This is a genomic window from Bradyrhizobium ferriligni, assembly GCF_056837965.1.
Window position 1 is genome coordinate 41,023 of the sequence record NZ_JBXEJO010000064.1, and the last position, 15,315, is coordinate 56,337.

Annotated in this window: 15 protein-coding genes and 1 tRNA gene; 9 read left to right on the forward strand and 7 right to left on the reverse strand. The window is 62.1% G+C overall.

Features of this window, described 5'->3' with window-relative positions; genetic code table 11:
- The first annotated feature begins 9 nt into the window (after nt 1-9).
- Both AC1VNY_RS31295 and AC1VNY_RS31300 read left to right on the forward strand, forming a co-directional pair.
- Entirely contained in the window at nt 10-519 is a 510-nt protein-coding gene (locus AC1VNY_RS31295) for a prolyl-tRNA synthetase associated domain-containing protein (protein WP_482408055.1), read from the forward strand.
- 299 nt (nt 520-818) lie between these two features.
- Complete coding sequence (locus AC1VNY_RS31300; protein WP_482408056.1) at nt 819-1,844, forward strand: GlxA family transcriptional regulator; 1,026 nt, start codon at nt 819-821, stop codon at nt 1,842-1,844.
- Between the two features lie 810 nt (nt 1,845-2,654).
- Here AC1VNY_RS31300 and AC1VNY_RS31305 read toward each other — a convergent pair.
- On the reverse strand, nt 2,655-2,978 hold the full coding sequence (locus tag AC1VNY_RS31305; RefSeq protein ID WP_482408057.1) for a DUF736 domain-containing protein: 324 nt from the start codon (nt 2,976-2,978) through the stop codon (nt 2,655-2,657).
- A 969-nt stretch (nt 2,979-3,947) separates the two neighbouring features.
- On the opposite strand from AC1VNY_RS31305, the gene AC1VNY_RS31310 reads away from it, so the two are divergent.
- Complete coding sequence (locus tag AC1VNY_RS31310) at nt 3,948-5,192, forward strand: site-specific integrase (RefSeq protein ID WP_482408058.1); 1,245 nt, start codon at nt 3,948-3,950, stop codon at nt 5,190-5,192.
- A 72-nt stretch (nt 5,193-5,264) separates the two neighbouring features.
- Here the strand turns inward: AC1VNY_RS31310 and AC1VNY_RS31315 are convergent.
- Nucleotides 5,265-5,338, reverse strand: a tRNA-Gly gene (locus AC1VNY_RS31315).
- A gap of 491 nt (nt 5,339-5,829) precedes the next feature.
- Here AC1VNY_RS31315 and AC1VNY_RS31320 point away from each other — a divergent pair.
- Nucleotides 5,830-6,216, forward strand: a complete 387-nt coding sequence (locus tag AC1VNY_RS31320; RefSeq protein ID WP_028335390.1) for a YciI family protein — start codon at nt 5,830-5,832, stop codon at nt 6,214-6,216.
- A gap of 74 nt (nt 6,217-6,290) precedes the next feature.
- Here the strand turns inward: AC1VNY_RS31320 and AC1VNY_RS31325 are convergent, their stop codons facing one another.
- Nucleotides 6,291-6,713, reverse strand: coding sequence for a hypothetical protein (locus AC1VNY_RS31325; RefSeq protein ID WP_018272222.1), 423 nt, complete (start codon nt 6,711-6,713; stop codon nt 6,291-6,293).
- A gap of 72 nt (nt 6,714-6,785) precedes the next feature.
- Nucleotides 6,786-7,583: a lytic murein transglycosylase gene (locus tag AC1VNY_RS31330; protein WP_038383190.1), complete on the reverse strand. Its 798-nt coding sequence runs from the start codon at nt 7,581-7,583 to the stop codon at nt 6,786-6,788.
- Nucleotides 7,584-7,928: 345 nt separating this feature from the next.
- Here AC1VNY_RS31330 and AC1VNY_RS31335 point away from each other — a divergent pair, with 345 nt between their 5' ends.
- A complete protein-coding gene (locus AC1VNY_RS31335) occupies nt 7,929-8,159 on the forward strand; it encodes a hypothetical protein (protein WP_225160192.1) in 231 nt (76 codons plus the stop codon).
- 191 nt (nt 8,160-8,350) lie between these two features.
- Here AC1VNY_RS31335 and AC1VNY_RS31340 read toward each other — a convergent pair whose 3' ends face one another.
- Together AC1VNY_RS31340 and AC1VNY_RS31345 are read right to left on the reverse strand one after the other, a co-directional pair.
- Nucleotides 8,351-8,578: a hypothetical protein gene (locus AC1VNY_RS31340; RefSeq protein ID WP_016843397.1), complete on the reverse strand. Its 228-nt coding sequence runs from the start codon at nt 8,576-8,578 to the stop codon at nt 8,351-8,353.
- Between the two features lie 62 nt (nt 8,579-8,640).
- The gene (locus tag AC1VNY_RS31345; protein WP_482408059.1) at nt 8,641-8,937 is read right to left on the reverse strand and encodes a hypothetical protein; all 297 of its coding nucleotides are present in this window, start codon (nt 8,935-8,937) and stop codon (nt 8,641-8,643) included.
- Nucleotides 8,938-9,276: 339 nt separating this feature from the next.
- Between AC1VNY_RS31345 and AC1VNY_RS31350 the strand changes: the two genes are divergently transcribed.
- The 3 genes from AC1VNY_RS31350 (at nt 9,277) to AC1VNY_RS31360 (ending at nt 12,379) form a co-directional block, all read left to right on the forward strand.
- On the forward strand, nt 9,277-9,672 hold the full coding sequence (locus tag AC1VNY_RS31350; RefSeq protein WP_028339396.1) for an NUDIX hydrolase: 396 nt from the start codon (nt 9,277-9,279) through the stop codon (nt 9,670-9,672).
- An 851-nt stretch (nt 9,673-10,523) separates the two neighbouring features.
- Complete coding sequence (locus tag AC1VNY_RS31355) at nt 10,524-11,837, forward strand: chloride channel protein (protein WP_482408060.1); 1,314 nt, start codon at nt 10,524-10,526, stop codon at nt 11,835-11,837.
- Between the two features lie 341 nt (nt 11,838-12,178).
- Nucleotides 12,179-12,379, forward strand: a complete 201-nt coding sequence (locus AC1VNY_RS31360) for a hypothetical protein (RefSeq protein WP_482408061.1) — start codon at nt 12,179-12,181, stop codon at nt 12,377-12,379.
- Between the two features lie 78 nt (nt 12,380-12,457).
- On the opposite strand, the gene AC1VNY_RS31365 is transcribed toward AC1VNY_RS31360, so the two are convergent.
- Nucleotides 12,458-13,648, reverse strand: coding sequence for an adenylate/guanylate cyclase domain-containing protein (locus AC1VNY_RS31365; protein WP_482408062.1), 1,191 nt, complete (start codon nt 13,646-13,648; stop codon nt 12,458-12,460).
- 355 nt (nt 13,649-14,003) lie between these two features.
- Between AC1VNY_RS31365 and AC1VNY_RS31370 the strand changes: the two genes are divergently transcribed.
- Nucleotides 14,004-15,315: autotransporter-associated beta strand repeat-containing protein (locus tag AC1VNY_RS31370; RefSeq protein ID WP_482408063.1), on the forward strand; the 1,312-nt coding region annotated here is incomplete at its 3' end.

The following is a 15,315-nucleotide window of genomic DNA, read 5'->3' on the forward strand; positions in this document are numbered from 1 at the left end:
AGCCCTGCCATGACCGAAAGTGATGAATTGCTCGCGCATCTCGAAAAGAGCGGAATCGCCGCCAAGACGTTTGAACATCCCGCGGTTCACACCGTCGAGGAATCGAAAGCTCTCCGCGGCGATATTCCGGGCCTCCACACGAAGAATCTGTTTCTTCGCGACGGAAAGAAGAACTATTTCCTCTTCGTGACCGACGAGAATGCCGCGATCAATCTGAAGCAGCTCGCAAAGAAGATCGGCGCCAAAGGCGGTCTTTCTTTCGGCTCTCCCGACGCGCTGATGGAGATGCTGGGCATACGCCCTGGCGCCGTATCCATGCTGGCGATAGTCAACGATAAGTCTGGACGGGTGAAGCTTCTTCTCGACAACAAATTGGCGAGCGCGACTGCAATCAATTGCCATCCCCTTAACAATCAACGCACAACGTCGCTCTCTCAGGAGGCATTCGCCAAATTCCTGGCCCTGTCGGGTCGCGAAGCAGTCTATGTGGACACGAACGATGACGACCTGGGCGCTTGAGGGCCACGCCCTTGAGCTGCGACACAACGGACATTCACGCCATTTTTTTAGCGGCACTTCTCCGCTCTTTCCGCGGTGCCATTGTCGATCATCATTCCTGAACTTCCGGTAGACCCCCCGCACACCCGCATCATTCCTCGGACGACAACCCCTTAACTTCCTGAAAACGCTCCCTCGCGACGTTGTTCCACAGTGCCGCCCAGCAGTCTGGCCTTGTTTTTGCTTGGCCGTTGGCTCCATTATGGTTTGACGACAGAAAAGTCGAGGTCGAACCTTGGCGTGCTACTCGGGAGGATGTGATGGAAAAGGCGGTTCGGCCACTTCGCGTTGGATTTATCTTATCCAACAACTTCACGCTGACTGCATTTTCGAATTTCCTGGATGTGCTGCGCCTGGCGGCCGACGATGGCGACAACAGCCGCCAGATCCGTTGCCACTGGCACATCATGTCAGCCAGCGGCGGGGCGGTGCGATCCAGCAGTGGGGTCTTGGTGACCCCCACGTCCAAGTTCATCGAACCGCGCGAACTGGATTACATCGTCGTCGTCGGCGGCCTCCTTCACGAGGGGCCTCAGATCGACGATCGCACAGGCCGGTATCTCATCGCCGCGGCCGATTCGAACGCCTCGATCGTCGGCGTCTGTACAGGCAGCTTCATTCTCTGGCGGCTTGGACTGCTACGCCAGAAGAAGTGCTGCATCAGCTGGTACCATTATCGGGATTTCCTTGAGGAGTTCGGCGACACGTTGCCTATCGCCGACCAGCTCTATGTGGTGGACGGTAGACGTATCACGTGCTCCGGTGGAATCGGCGCAGCTTATCTCGCCGCTTATATTGTCGAGTTGCGGCTGGGACACTCCAATGCGCAGAAGGCCCTCCACATCATGCAGATCGATCAAATGCTGCCTGGATCAACTGCGCAATCCGCTCCGCCCACGGAGTTCGTGGGAAACGACGGACGTATCTCTCGAGCGCTCCTCATCATGGAGCAGAACCTCTCGTCACCTCTTTCAATCGCGAAGCTGGCCGCCAAGGTGCGCCTCAGCACCCGGCAACTGGAACGTCTCTTTAAGGATGAAACCGGTCAATCACCGCAAAACGCGTACTTGCGCCTTCGATTGAAGCACGCGCGCTGGATGATGAAGACCGAGATGACCCTGGCTTCGATCGCGGCCGAAACCGGCTTTGTGGACGGATCTCATTTGAGCAAGGCCTTCAAAGCAGCGTTCGGAACAAACCCATCCGAAGACCGAAGAAGGACGCCTGGACATATTCTCGAAATCGCGCCGAATGCGGAAGGTCGCCGGGTCTACGATCACGCGTGAGGAACGGCTGGGAATATGATCCAGGAAATGGAGCCTAACGCAGCGTCGCGGCCCAAGGTTTTGGCGAGCCACATAAGCGTAGGCCGTCGATCTCTTGATTTGAGCACGCCATGCGCGCGTCAGCCGCAGACGACATGCGTGAAGCTATCAGCCTGACGAAGAAGCTTCAGCGAGGGACCCGGCCTAGCGCAACAGAAGGCCTGCGCGACCGAAATTCTCATTGAACGGCATCCCAGGCGATCGCATCCCTGTGTCTTCGTGAGCAGTTCGACAGCCTTTGCATGTGCCTTGGCCTCGACCTTCGTCAATTTTGCCATCGTAGAATCTCACTCTTGGGACTCCGAAGGGCCGCTTGAAAATCGGCGCAGCGCATCGCTTTCGCCATGCCGCCTGCCCGTCGGCGAAGCCGGGGTTTCGGGGGCAAGCGCTTGTTTCGGCGCCGGCAGAGCGGCGCGAATCCGATGGCGCGCAAAGCGGTTGCACCGAGCAGCAGGGCTGCGACGTGCGACCGACTTGCTGCGCCGGACGACGAAAGAAGCTCTTGCAGGGGTGAGGGGCGGCGCCCCTCAAACCCCGTCCTTAGGCAAAATGCCAGAGAAAATTCTCGAGTTTGCACTCGCTTTCGCGGCCGCCGACCGCTCCAAAGCACACGGATCGAGTGCTGTTCCGCGTCCGATTGCCCGCGCGCGGAACGCGCCATCGAACAGAAAAGCTCGTCCAGGCTACGGGCAACGACAGTCGATAGCCGGCCGCCCGGAGACAGGAAAAGGCTCCCGCGTGAAGCGCGGGAGCTCAAAATCTCGGAGCTAGCTAGTCGCCAGGATTCCAGATCAGGAAGAAGCCGTTGTCATCGCCCAAGCCGACGGCTCGGCCAAGGTTGGCGTAGAGCTTGCGAGACCCAAGTTCAGGCGCCGCGAGCGACAGGCTGACGTAGTCCTTGCCGCTGCTCTCGCCGCGCCGGATCCAGCCGGCACCGATCTCAATTCCCTGGGCGATGATGCGGAAATCTGGCTGAGCCTCAGTCGACTTACCGCTGTTGGGGACGATGTCGATGTGGGCACGGATGGACAAGGTCTTGAGCTCGCCCCTGAAGCCGCCGTTGTCCGTGCGGGTGACGAATCCGATTGCAGTCATGGTCTGTCTCCTTCGTTGTCGCTGGGCCGATCCCCTGCGATGGCGAGACCGTCATGGCGGCCGGAACGCTGCCGAACCTTTTGGGGCGAAGCGCAGCGGCGCACCCGAGAGAGCTCTTTTTTTGCAGCGAAGCGGCCGCGAGGAGCCGGCTTGCCGGCGGGGAAAAAAGAAGCGTGCGAGGGTTTCGGACGGCGGGACGGCTGCCATAGGTCGTCAAGCCTGAAGCAGGAATCGTCCTCGGCGGAGATGAAGTGCAGAGCCAGCTGCGGAGGCGTTTCCCGACAATAGGCGCGCTGGGCACGTCTAGCAGATCAACTATGACGGTCGTCGAAACATCCGCAAGGAGCGCGATGTCCCAATATTATCCCCGCCATCGCCTTGGTCCCCTGGATCGGAAGCCATCGCAAGGAGGATACAAGCAAAGCAAATCGGCGTGCCTGGCAGTTGCTCCGATGTGCGCGGTCTTGGACAACCGGTTAGGCTCGCCCATGATGCTTGCCGGTTCGGCGACGGCACGTCCGGCTCTAATCCATCGCTGGGAAGTTTGAGCCAGCTTCTGCCACACAGCAGCGGCAAAAATCCCACCTTGGTCCGCCGTTCTTACGATCTCAACGAAATATGATCGCTAGCCTCTTCTGTGATCGCTCTGCCCTATTCCAAATCTAGAGCCCTCTAGGTGCCCCACCATGCACCAAGCTTCTTCTACACTCAGTAGCGCGATCCGCGAGGGTTATGCTTGAATAAGCCATCAACTGCTCTTTCATTTCCGCACCCGCCAGCCCGGATGTCGAGAGTCCGATTTACCGAAGCAGACGTTAAGCGCGCTGTCAGAGGCGTCCTCGACAGCGGTGGAAAAGTCGCGCGGGTCGAGATTTGGCCTGACGGAAGAATTTCCGTGTTGATGCGGGGAGAAAGATCGATTCCAATAGATCCTGAGGACGACCCGGAGGTGTCCAGGAGCTTACTGTGATGAGAGTGGGACGCTCGGCGCTGCCGTTGCCTCGCTACATAAGGCGCAAGCGCCTTCGGACTGGAAGAATTGCATATTTCTTTGACGTGCCAACGTGGGCACGCAAAAAAGGTTGTCCGGTCAAGAACGAGCCGCTGGGTGCCGATTATGAGCTGGCCGTGCAGCGCGCCGAGAAGATCTTGCTGCCTGCGTTCGACAGCTGGGTGACGGGCGGCGACGATGCGAACCCCGCGGGCGTCGGCGTCGTAATCGGAACGCTCGATTGGATGTTTCACGAGTATCGTCGAACCTGGAAACAGAAGACCGCGAAGCGGTTGCAGCCTTTGAGTCCTGGTCAATGCCGTGTGCATGAAACCGGTATCAAGATGATCTGCGAATACCTGTTGAAGGATGGAAGGCGCCTGGGCACGCGGCGCGTTTCGAGCATCGATACGGCATTTGCGGACGACCTGTTCGAGAAGCTGCTCTACAAGGATGTCGACGGCGAGAAGATCGAACGCCGCACGACCGTGAACCACGCGATGAAGACTGCTCGCGGCGCATGGAACACGATCTCACGGGCACACCCTCACCTGTTTCCGCCGAAGAATCCATTTGAGAAGATGGGCCTGCAATCGACCTCGCGCGAAACGCCGCATGCCAATTTTGACGAGCTGGCGGCGTTTCGTGCGAAAGCGATCGAGCTGGGCTATCCGTCATTGGCAACCGGTGTCCTGATCGGTTGGGAATGGCTGCAGCGCAAGGCCCATATCTTCATCCGGTTCATGGCGGAGCACTATCGGCCGGAAAGCCGCCCGAACCACGTCTATGTCATCAACTACAAGACGAGCACGGGCTCGTGGGAGCCGCTCTTCGATAAGAAGGGTAAGCCGCTCTATCCCCTTCTGATGGCCGAGCTCGACGCGATGAAAGCATTGCGACCGACGGGCGGCCTGATGCTGCGGCGAGATGGCAGCAGTCTGCCCTGGAGCGGCAAGGGCGAGATGCTGACTCAAGTCGAGCGCATTTCGAAGAAGATCATTCTAGCCGCTGGTTTGCGTCCCGAGCTGACCTTCACGTCGTTTGGCCGGCATGGCGGGACCACCGAAGCGAGCACGTCCGGCCTCACAGAAACGCAGCTGATGAAGAAGGGCCAATGGTCATCGACCAAGGCGATGGCGCATTACCTCCATCACGACGACGAGGCCAAGCAGGATGCACAGATCAAGCGCATCAAGTGGCGCAAGCAGGCGGCCAGAAAGTGAACATTTGTCGGAATGGATTTCCCAGTCGTGTCGGAATGGGAATCAAGTAATCTGATAAGTGCTTGAGAATACTGGAGCGGGTGAAGGGAATCGAACCCTCGTATTCAGCTTGGAAGGCTGCTGCTCTACCATTGAGCTACACCCGCATCTCGCGTTCATCTAACACGGCCGGGCGGTGGCCTCAACTGCCTCGGCGTGCGTTCTGATTCTCCGTAAAAGAAACCATTTCGCCGCAATCCGGTCGGTTTCCTGGCGCGGACGGGCCGGAGGCGGCCTTAACAGCGGCGGATTCGGCACCTATATTGGAAGTCCCATCAACAAAGAAAGGAGGTGATCTAGTGTCTTGTCTCAAGCGCTGTCACCTCGCTGGGATCGCCCGCTAGGACCTGAGCAATCAGCCTGGCATCGGGGCGCTCTCAGCCCTGGACCAGCGAGACATCAAAATCGGGGGCGCGGCGGAAGCTCATCCGCCGCGCCTTTTTACTGTTTTGGCCTGCGCGATTCGCCGCCGCCATGCCGGCCGCCGGGATACCTTGTCGCAGCACAGAAACCGTCCGATCCGCTACAGATGAAATGTCGGCTCGGATCGCCGCGAGACGTCCTTGGGCCTGTCGCATCAGAAATAGGAGCACATCAGATGCTTTATGCCATCCTGGCCTATCACGTCGAAGCCGAGGTCAAGTCGTGGAACGCCGAGGAGGACGCTGCCGTGATGACGGGTCTGCGCGAGGTCCATCAACGACTGAAGGGCAAGCTCGGCCCGGCTGCGCGGCTCGGCGATACCCGCAACGCCAGCACGCTGCGTGGGCCCGGCCACGGCATGGTGATCGACGGGCCGTTCTCCGAGACCAAGGAGCAATTGCTCGGCTTCTACGTGATCGATTGCGCCGATGAAGCGGAGGCGATCGCCGCGGCGCGCGACCTGCGCAGCGTCAACCCGTCGGCGGTCTACGAGATCCGCGCGCTGAAGCTCTACATCCCCGGCGCGCCCTTTCCGGAGACCGCGGGCCCGCGCGACGCGTAGCGCATGATCCCCGCGCAAACGCCTTTGGCGTTTGTCGCGCGGGAAAACCGCTTCGCACTTTTCCGGATCATGCCTTAGCGGCTGGAGCGTTTCGGCAGCTTCGGAAGCTTGCTCGGGTCGAACTTCGGCAGCGGCAGATCCGGCGGCGGCTCGGGCGCCACCTCCTGGCTCGGAATCAGCGTCACCTCGAAGGCAAGATCGGGCACGGCGTCCGCCCTGCCCGTGCAGGTCGCGATCGCACCGGTCCAGATGCCCTCGAGCCGCACCACGAGATCGTCGGTGCCGAACACGGTCGTGCCGTCCCTGGAGTGCCGCTGCGTGGTGAGCACGGCGGAGAAGCGCTCGCCGTCGACCTCATAGGTGCCGCTGTAGAGCATGACCGCGTCGCTGCCCCACAGCCTGCCATCGGCGACGTGCACGATGCCGGTGCCGTCCGCAAGCGACGTTCGAAACCACGCCGCGTAGGTGCCGTTCTTGAGCATGGAGCCGGTTTCCATCTGCTCCCGTTTCACAGCGCACGATCTGGGCATCGTTGCGTTAACAGGCGATGAAGGAACTCGCGCCTGCGCTCATTGGCCGTCGATCTGCCGTCCCATGATGGCGATCGCCTTCTGGTAGACGCCTGCCGCGTTCCACGCCTCGATCGCAGCGAAGTTGGGTTCCCCGGGCTGATAGCCGGCGCCGGCGCGCCAGCCATGGGCGCGCAGGAAGTTCGCCGTCGAGCTCAGCGCGTTGGCCGCGACGTCGAGATTGCCGGTGCCGTAGGCGAGGACGTTCTTCGGCATGAACTGGGTCTGGCCGATCTCGCCATGCATCGAGCCGCGCGTGCTCCCGGACAAAGTGCCGCGGTCGACGAGCTTCAGCGCCGCATAGAGCTGGTCGGTGAAGAACTCCGGACGGCGGCAGTCATAGGCAAGCGTTGCGATCGAGGACAGCATGTTCTGGTTGCCGCGCTGGCTGCCAAAGCCGCTCTCCATGCCCCAAATCGCGATCAACGGTCCCGGCGGCACGCCATAGCGCTGCTGGATCGAGGCGAACAGCGCCGCCTGCGACTGCTTCAGCGATCGGCCGCGCGCCACGATGGTCGCCGATCCGCGCTTGGCCATGAATTGCTCGAGCGACAGGCCGAAGCTGCGCTGGCCGCGATCTGCAGCAATCGTCGCACTGGCATAATGGGTCTGCATCAGCGCGGCGATCGCGGTGGCGCCGATGCCCTTGGCGCTCGCCTCGCCCGAGAACTGCTGCTTCCAGGCTTCGAACCCGCCGGGCCCGTTGCCGCACTGCGCCGCGTTCGCCTCAGCCCCCAGCGTTGCAACCATCACGACGATGGCGAGCGCCGACGTCGCAACCTGCCAGCCCCTGATCATCCGAAACTCCTTCGCAAATGTGCCGCCGCCCCTCGCGGGCGCGGCGCTGACGATGGCCGGATGGACATGACCCGGCGATGAACGATCCGCCTCAGATTCGGCCGCGGACCGTCACGATATGTCGCCGGCAGCGGATTGGCCATCCCGGCCGCCTCAGGCAGGCCGGGACATTTGGCCCCTGCGCCCGGAAGGCGTCATGCGCCGGACACGACGACGAACACGGCGTGCGTGACGATGCAGATCGCGCGTGAGATCAGCGAAATCCGGTGGTGAACAGCGTTTGATGTAGTAAGTTCTCCGCGGGGACGGCGGCCCCGCTGTCCTCCAACTTGGGAGGCGATGGCTATGATGAAGACCCTGTCACTTCTAGCGGTCCTACCCTTTATCGGCGTCCTGTCGATGTCGACGGGCCATGCCGCATCCACATGCTCCACCAGCAATTTCGGCATCTCTGCGGTACCGTGTGGAAAGCGCTATGCGGTCAGCTACGAAGCCTGCCGGAAATACGTGATCGAGCATGGCGCATCGCCGGCCGAATCCTGGTGGTACTGCAGCAGTCAAGGCTACACGAAATAGCCGGCATTTCCTGAGCAAGGCCTTTCGCCGCCGCGGACAGCGCGTTGAGCTGCCGCGACGCCGAACGCGTATGCCTGCTGATCAGCGTGTTAGAGCCTTTTCCGTTCCGATTGAATCGGAACGGGGCTCTAGATTTTTGTTTTGACGCGTTTTCTTGACGCGAACCGGTATCCACTTCGCTGGAAAACGCTCTAAGGCACGTCGCCTCGCCTCACCGGGCCGACGGTCTGCGGCCGGTTGAGGAAGAACTCGCGATTGCCGAGCGCGGCCTCGGCATACTGGTCGATCGCCACGATGATCGCCTGCACGTGGTGAAAGCACCAGCCTTCCCGCGTCGCCATGTGCCGGACCTCGGCCAGCGCCTTGATCCAGGGCGCGTGATCATCGCTGTCGTGGAAATACCGAAGCGGCTCTCTCATCTTTCCTCCGGCACATCACGTCTTGCAGTTCGGCGCGCAGCCGCCGCATTCCGAGCGCGACGTCATGCACGCGCTTCGCCGGCGGCCAGCTCTCGCTTCGCCGGGCGAATGAAGGCTGGCGTCGCGGCGCGACGGCGCGGTGCAACGCTCGCATGCACGATGATCGGATCGCGGTCGTCCAGGACCTCCCGCTCCTCGACCAGGCGGCTCATGACCAGCCGCATCTTCAAGAGGTCCCCGGCGACGAAGGCGCAGTCCTCATCGCGGTTGATCTGCTGGCGCATGATGGCTTCGGCCTCGAGCATGCTGACGCGCAGCGCCCTGATCTGTCTGCGAATTTCGCTGATGCGGTTGTCCATGGCGTCCTCCAATTCCCGGTGGAGGCAATTAGAACAAAACAAGAACATTGAGTCAAGCGGTGGAGTCGTCCGTCATGGGTATCGTTATCACGACGCAACCGGGTGAGTTCCGGTCACCGGCCGTAACAGCTTTCACGAATTCAACGTGAGGTACCGGACATCAAGCGAGATCAAGGAAGCCACGGGCGACCGCACGCAACGAGGAGCGCAGCCGTCAGAGACAAACAGCCGACACACGACTGTGGAACAATGTGGCATCGAACTTGTCTACACAAATAGACAAGTTAAAATGGGTCGATTCTATTTCGATCATTGCGCAGCAAATGCCCAAGTACTCCAATGCCCAAGTCCTCCAAGCTGGTAGCCGCGAAGCGCGGCAAGGTTCTTCTGGTTAGACGCCGATCTGACGGGCTGTGGATGTTCCCCGGCGGGCGCAGGCGCGCGCGCGAGACGGGGAAGGATTGCATCAAGCGCGAAATCAAGGAGGAGCTGCCGAAGCTCAAGCTCGGCAGGCTCAGCCTGTGGAAGGAAGTGACGGCCAGGAACAAGCGTTCCGGCCGCAGGATGAGCGACGCGATCTTCATCGCCAAGAACGCCAAGGGTCGACTGGCGATCGGCGACAAGAAGGAGATCGACCGCGCCGCCTGGCAGAAGCCGCGGGGCCTTCGCCTGACGCCGACCTCCCGCTACATCCGCGACCGGCTGTTTCCGAGAAAGCAGCGGCGCCGGAGATAGGCGCACGATCGACCGCGCCTCGCATCGCAGTGCACGCAGGGCTTTCTTTCGGCTCGCGCGCAGGCCGCCAGTTCCACCGCAGGAACACCGTACTGATCCGGATTTCTGGAAAGATAGGACGGTCGTAATACCAATCTGCCGGCGTTACCGTTCTTTGCAGAGCATTTTTTCACGACTGAGTTTTTACAGACCTGTTGTAACCGGCAGAAAAGGGCCGCCGATGCGACGGCCCTTTTCGATTCAGTGCCCGTGTCATTCGGGCGGCATCAATCCCGGTGAATTTGTCCTCCCCAACTCAGTATCAGGCAGAATGAGGCCGCCAACCGGCGGCCTCCTTGTTGAGCGGCCCCAGCAACCTATGGGGGCCTGGGAGGGCAGGCGCTGGGGCCATCTACCGGCCCGGGTAGCGCGGTCGGGCCAGGTGAGCATCCATCAAATGAACAGAGCAACGGCAACCATTGCGATTGGGCAAAGTCCCAACACGACGATGCCCGCTCGAACAATCACTTCGGACATGACACGCGCCCTTCAATGGGGCGGTCAAAATACGCCGCGGCGAAAGCCGCGCAAAGTGCAGTTTGTGCCAGTTTTCCGCGTCCCTCAATCATGGGTCACCGCGGGAAAGGACGCGCCAGGGCGGAGTCGTTCAGACACCAAAACTGACGCGCGAACCTCCTGAACATCACCTAAGAGCTGGCCCACAGCCGGTATCGCGCGTTTCGGCCTTGGAGTTTGGCGACTGCGCCGGCACACCGTGCTGATTTCTTGAGCTTCGTATACCGCCGACGCGTGCTAGGAATGACGTGATCCGCTTCGTATCGGACCACGACATGAGCTAAGAATTCGTCAGAATGACCTTCCCCTCCAACCGCCAGAGGCGGCTGTTCAGACTGGTCTCCGCGCGCTGGCAGCGCCGGGCCCTGTTCTTGCTGGGCGGCATTGCGGTCGGTGCGGCGGCCGTCGCACTCGCACAACTCGCGGATCTGGCGCAGATCGCATTTGGCGCAGTGGTATCCCGTTTCCATTATGCCTCGCTGGTGCTGACGCCGGCCGGGTTCGCGCTGTCGGTGTTTCTGACCAACCGCTTCTTTCAGAACGCGCAAGGCAGCGGGATCCCGCAGGCGATTGCTGCACGCCATCTGACCGACCAGAGCGCGCGCGAAAGCCTGGTTTCGCTGCGTGTTGCGGCCGGCAAGATTCTGCTGACCCTGTTCGGCCTGTTGTGTGGCGCGTCGGTCGGGCGCGAGGGACCGACCGTGCAGATCGGCGCCTCGATCATGTTTGCGCTCGGCCGCTTCTCGCCGCGGCGCCAACCCGGCCTGATCCTTGCCGGCGCGGCCGCAGGTGTCGCGGCCGCCTTCAACACCCCGTTGGCGGGGATCGTGTTCGGCATCGAGGAAATGAGCCGCGCCTTCGAGACGAGAACCAGCAGCCTGATCATCGGCGCGGTGATCGCTGCCGGCCTGACCTCGCTCGCGCTGATGGGCAACTATACGTATTTCGGCACCAGCGCGACGGCCCTGCGCAACGGCACCGACTGGCTCGCGGTCCCGCTCTGCGGCGTTGCCGGAGGTCTTGCGGGCGGCCTGTTCAGTCGCATCCTGATCGCAATGGCACGCGGATTCGCCAATCCGGTCGGACGCGCGATCAAGCGTTATCCGATCGGCTTTGCCGCAATCTGCGGATTTGCGGCTGCGATTTGCGGGATTGCGTCCGACGGCGCGATCTATGGCACGGGATATCAGCAGGTCAAATCCGCGCTCGAAGCCGGAGCACTATTGCCGGCGAGCTTCAGCGTCTGGAAATTCCTGGCGACCACGTTCGCCTCGATCAGCGGCATGCCGGGCGGCATCTTCGCGCCCTCGCTCGCGGTCGGTGCCGGGCTCGGCTCCAACATCGCGCCGCTTTTTCACGGCGCGCCGCTGCCGGCCATCATGCTGCTCGGCATGGTCTCCTATTTCGCCGGCGTGGTTCAAGCACCGATCACCGCTTTCGTGATCGTCACCGAGATGACCGACAATCACGCGATGGTCGTGCCCTTGATGGCCGCGGCCCTGATTGCACACGCGAGCTCGCGCCTGATCTGCAAGGAAGGCGTCTATCACGCCCTCGCCAAGGGCTTCGTCGAGCAGGCTGCGCCGGCGCAGAAGATCACCTCGATCTGAGTTCCCGGCACCAAGGGAAAACGGCCTCAGCGTCTCGCGTTGCCGAGGCCGTCCCCATTCCCATGCTGACGCCGAACCGCCGGCTCCGATAATCAGGCCGCCCCTCTGGGCCTTCAAAAATTTTCCTTAATGAAAAAGCCTGCCCAGTGCTCGAATCATTCGCGCGATCCGGCGTGCGGGAAAATAACGCGTGTGAATCCAGCTTAAATAAACTTCGCCTGAAACAAACGGAATGTTTCAGTGACTCTTCATGCGTGAACGGAGTTCCGGGTTCCTCAGGGAGCGGACTTGTCGCGGCGACGTTGGTCTATGGGCAGTCCCCGGGAAAAGGGGGAAGCGCTATGATCGAGAACGTCATGACCAACCCCGCCTATTGGCGGGATCGAGCCGCCAAGACACGCGCCAAGGCGGATTCGTTCAGATACCAAGACTCCCGCGCGAACCTTCTGAAGATCGCCGAAGAGTACGATCGTCTGGCAAACTATGCCGAGCAGCAATTGTTGCGCGCGCCGGCGATGAAACTGTCCGGCCAATCTCCTTAACGCCAGGAGCCTTTTCGACATTGGGCCGTCGCAGCCGGTGCGTGCGCCCCACGTCACGCTGCTTTCGGCCATCGAGCCTCAGCCGCGATACGCAAACAGCTCGATCGGCTCGCTGAAACCGCGCACCGAATGCTCGCCAACATGCTCGAGCGCGAAATCGTGCTCGACCAGATCGGCGAAGGCGCGCGACAGCAGCACGTTTCGTCCCAATTGCTTGGTCAGAGCCTCGAGCCGCGAGGCCATGTTCACCGCGGGGCCGATCACCGTGAAGTCGAGCCGGCTGCGCGATCCGATATTGCCGTACATGACGTCGCCGACATGGACGCCGATGCCGTAATTCATCGGCGCCCGGCCCATCATGCTGTTCTTTTCGCTCAGCGCCGCCATCGCCTGCCGCGCCTCGGACACCGCGTGCAGCAGGTTGGCGCAGGCCCTGGGATCGCTGAGCGGGAAAATCGCAAGCAGGCCGTCGCCGATGAATTTCAGGATTTCACCGCCGTGCCGCGCGATCGGCTCCGACATCGCGTCGAAATAGTCGTTGAGGAGATCGATGACGTCGTCGCGCGGCCAGGAGTCGGAGATCCGGGTGAAATCCCTGAGATCGCAGATCATGATCGCGGCGCGGACCGTGGTCCCGCTGCCCCGCCGCGTCGCACCCGCGAGGATCATCTCGCCGGCATGGGTGCCGACATAGGTCTCGAGCAGCGTCCGCGCCAGACGGTTCTTCATCCGGATTTCGCTGACCAGCGCCAGCACCGGCAGCACCTTGCGCAGTTCGGCGATGTCAGCGTCATCGAAGCCGCCGGACCGGTCGGTCGCGAACGTCACGACATGCCGCTTGCCGAGCGTATGCAGCAGCGGCCACGCCACATAGTCGGTCAGGCCTTGCGCGCGCATCTCGTCAAAAAGCGCGTGCGTGCGGCCAGGCGCCCGTTCGAGCCGCTCGCGCACTTCGCCGGCGCCCTGGTGGATTTCGTAGACCGGGCTGCCGATATATTCCGAGCGCTCCCTGACCTCGTAGTCGACCCGCGTGATCTCGGCCTCGCGCTTGCCGTCGCCCCAGATGATCCGGGCGCCGAGCCATTGCGGATGCTGGATCAGGAGATTCATCGTCGCCCGCTTGAGGGGAATACCCGTCTGCTGCAACCGGACGCACAGCTCGGCGAAGATATTGTCGATGAAGCGCTCGTCGCGGGTCTCGTTGGTCAGCCAGGCCACCACGTCGCCGCCAGACTGCGGCGTAACGGACTCGATGTTGGGGGCGTTCATAGCTTGCTCCGGAGCGGCGGGTGGGATCGGCACGCGATATGTCGTGCCTCCGCCCGGCAACGTCAACGCCGCCAGCGATAACGTGATCGGGCCCGCAGTGCGGCCAGGGCGTGCCATGCCGGCTGCCCGCGCCCTTCCATGCCGCCGACGCGCCGCGCCGTCCCGCGGTCTTCACATCCGCTGACGCACGATATCGCGCCCGGCACAACTCAACTGGTTAGCGATCGATTAATCGGATCGCGCGGACGTTGCATCGCGGGCACACTGCGCCTTGTTTCGCCGGGGCGCAACAAGCTTCATTTGTCAGCTCACACTGAGTCACATAGCGTGACGCCCATCCGCTGCCGGCGAAGGTTTGCCGGAATGCAACCTGCCGGGCAGCGGCAAGAACAAGGGACTGAGCGCCATGCGCGAATGCATCGGGGCTGCGACGAAACCACGACACGTTGGTGACAATCCACTCAATCCACGCCGGACTGCATCGCAATTCCGCGCGCGCGCGCACCTCCATCGCCTGCTGTTGATGAGCGCCTCGGTGGCCGCGCTCTCGGCGCTGATGCCCGGCTCGGCCGCGGCGCAGACCTGGACCGGCGCCACCAATAACGACTGGACGGTGGGCTCGAACTGGAGCGGCGGAGCGGCGCCGGTTGCGGGCGGCGCGGTGAACATCGTGCCCGGTTCAAACGTCGTCCTCGGCGTGAGCCCTGGGGCGACCGGTACGGCCTTCACGGTCAATGTTCGCGACCTGGCGGGAGGAACGACCAACCTCACCATTCAAAACGGCGCCACGCTGACAGGCAGCAGCGTTTTTATCGGCGATGTCGTAGGTGGTACCGCCACAGTCACCGTGACAGGGGCCGGCTCCCGGTTGAACGGCAGCACGATCTCCCTGTTCGCTGGCGCCACAAGCGTGCTCAACGTTACGGACGGCGCGACCGTCTCCGTCACAAGCAGGGTCATTGTCGGCAGCCCGGCCGGCACCGGCACGGCCACCCTCAACATCAGCAACGCCACGCTGGAGAATCACGGCTTCGGCATCACCGTTGGCAACGCGGGCGGCCGGGTCAATTTTGACAACGCCACGTTCCGTGCGGCCATCAACACCCCCACCGTCTCCAGCGGAACGGCCGCCCAGAACAACATCGCTGCCGGCGGACTGACCATCGATAACAACGGGTTCACGGTCCTCCAAACGAACGGCTTCAGCGGCGTCGGCGGATTGACCAAGACCGGCGCCGGGATCTTCAGCTTCACTGGCGTGGGCAACAGCTACACCGGCGACACGGTGATCCAACAAGGCACGTTTCGGCTGTCTGGTACCGCCGGCTCCGGCAATGCCCTCGCCACCTCAAACCGCGTCGTCGATGACGCAATCCTCGATCTGTCGCTCATGTCGGACGCCAACGCGCACATCCAGAGTCTTGCCGGCAGCAGCGCCGGCACCGTCGCGCTGGGCACAAAGGACCTGATCCTCACCAACGCGCACGACAGCTTTGCCGGAACGATCAGCGGCACCGGCGGATTGCAGCTCACCGGCGGCACACAGGCGCTGTCCGGCGTCCAGGCCTACACCGGCGCGACCACGATCGCGGACGGCACGCTAGCGCTGACTGGCGCCGGCGACATCGCGGCCTCCAGCCAGGTGATTGCGAACGGCACGTTCAGCA

Bases quoted from the DNA above. Each gene is read 5' to 3' on its own strand.
- AC1VNY_RS31340 (WP_016843397.1), bottom strand. From the start codon at position 8,578: ATGAGAGAGCCGCTTCGGTATTTCCACGACAGCGATGATCACGCGCCC.
- AC1VNY_RS31345 (WP_482408059.1), bottom strand. From the start codon at position 8,937: ATGGACAACCGCATCAGCGAAATTCGCAGACAGATCAGGGCGCTGCGC.
- AC1VNY_RS31330 (WP_038383190.1), bottom strand. From the start codon at position 7,583: ATGATCAGGGGCTGGCAGGTTGCGACGTCGGCGCTCGCCATCGTCGTG.
- AC1VNY_RS31360 (WP_482408061.1), top strand. From the start codon at position 12,179: ATGATCGAGAACGTCATGACCAACCCCGCCTATTGGCGGGATCGAGCC.
- AC1VNY_RS31320 (WP_028335390.1), top strand. From the start codon at position 5,830: ATGCTTTATGCCATCCTGGCCTATCACGTCGAAGCCGAGGTCAAGTCG.
- AC1VNY_RS31300 (WP_482408056.1), top strand. From the start codon at position 819: ATGGAAAAGGCGGTTCGGCCACTTCGCGTTGGATTTATCTTATCCAAC.
- AC1VNY_RS31355 (WP_482408060.1), top strand. From the start codon at position 10,524: ATGACCTTCCCCTCCAACCGCCAGAGGCGGCTGTTCAGACTGGTCTCC.
- AC1VNY_RS31295 (WP_482408055.1), top strand. From the start codon at position 10: ATGACCGAAAGTGATGAATTGCTCGCGCATCTCGAAAAGAGCGGAATC.
- AC1VNY_RS31365 (WP_482408062.1), bottom strand. From the start codon at position 13,648: ATGAACGCCCCCAACATCGAGTCCGTTACGCCGCAGTCTGGCGGCGAC.
- AC1VNY_RS31335 (WP_225160192.1), top strand. From the start codon at position 7,929: ATGATGAAGACCCTGTCACTTCTAGCGGTCCTACCCTTTATCGGCGTC.
- AC1VNY_RS31310 (WP_482408058.1), top strand. From the start codon at position 3,948: ATGAGAGTGGGACGCTCGGCGCTGCCGTTGCCTCGCTACATAAGGCGC.
- AC1VNY_RS31350 (WP_028339396.1), top strand. From the start codon at position 9,277: ATGCCCAAGTCCTCCAAGCTGGTAGCCGCGAAGCGCGGCAAGGTTCTT.
- AC1VNY_RS31305 (WP_482408057.1), bottom strand. From the start codon at position 2,978: ATGACTGCAATCGGATTCGTCACCCGCACGGACAACGGCGGCTTCAGG.
- AC1VNY_RS31325 (WP_018272222.1), bottom strand. From the start codon at position 6,713: ATGGAAACCGGCTCCATGCTCAAGAACGGCACCTACGCGGCGTGGTTT.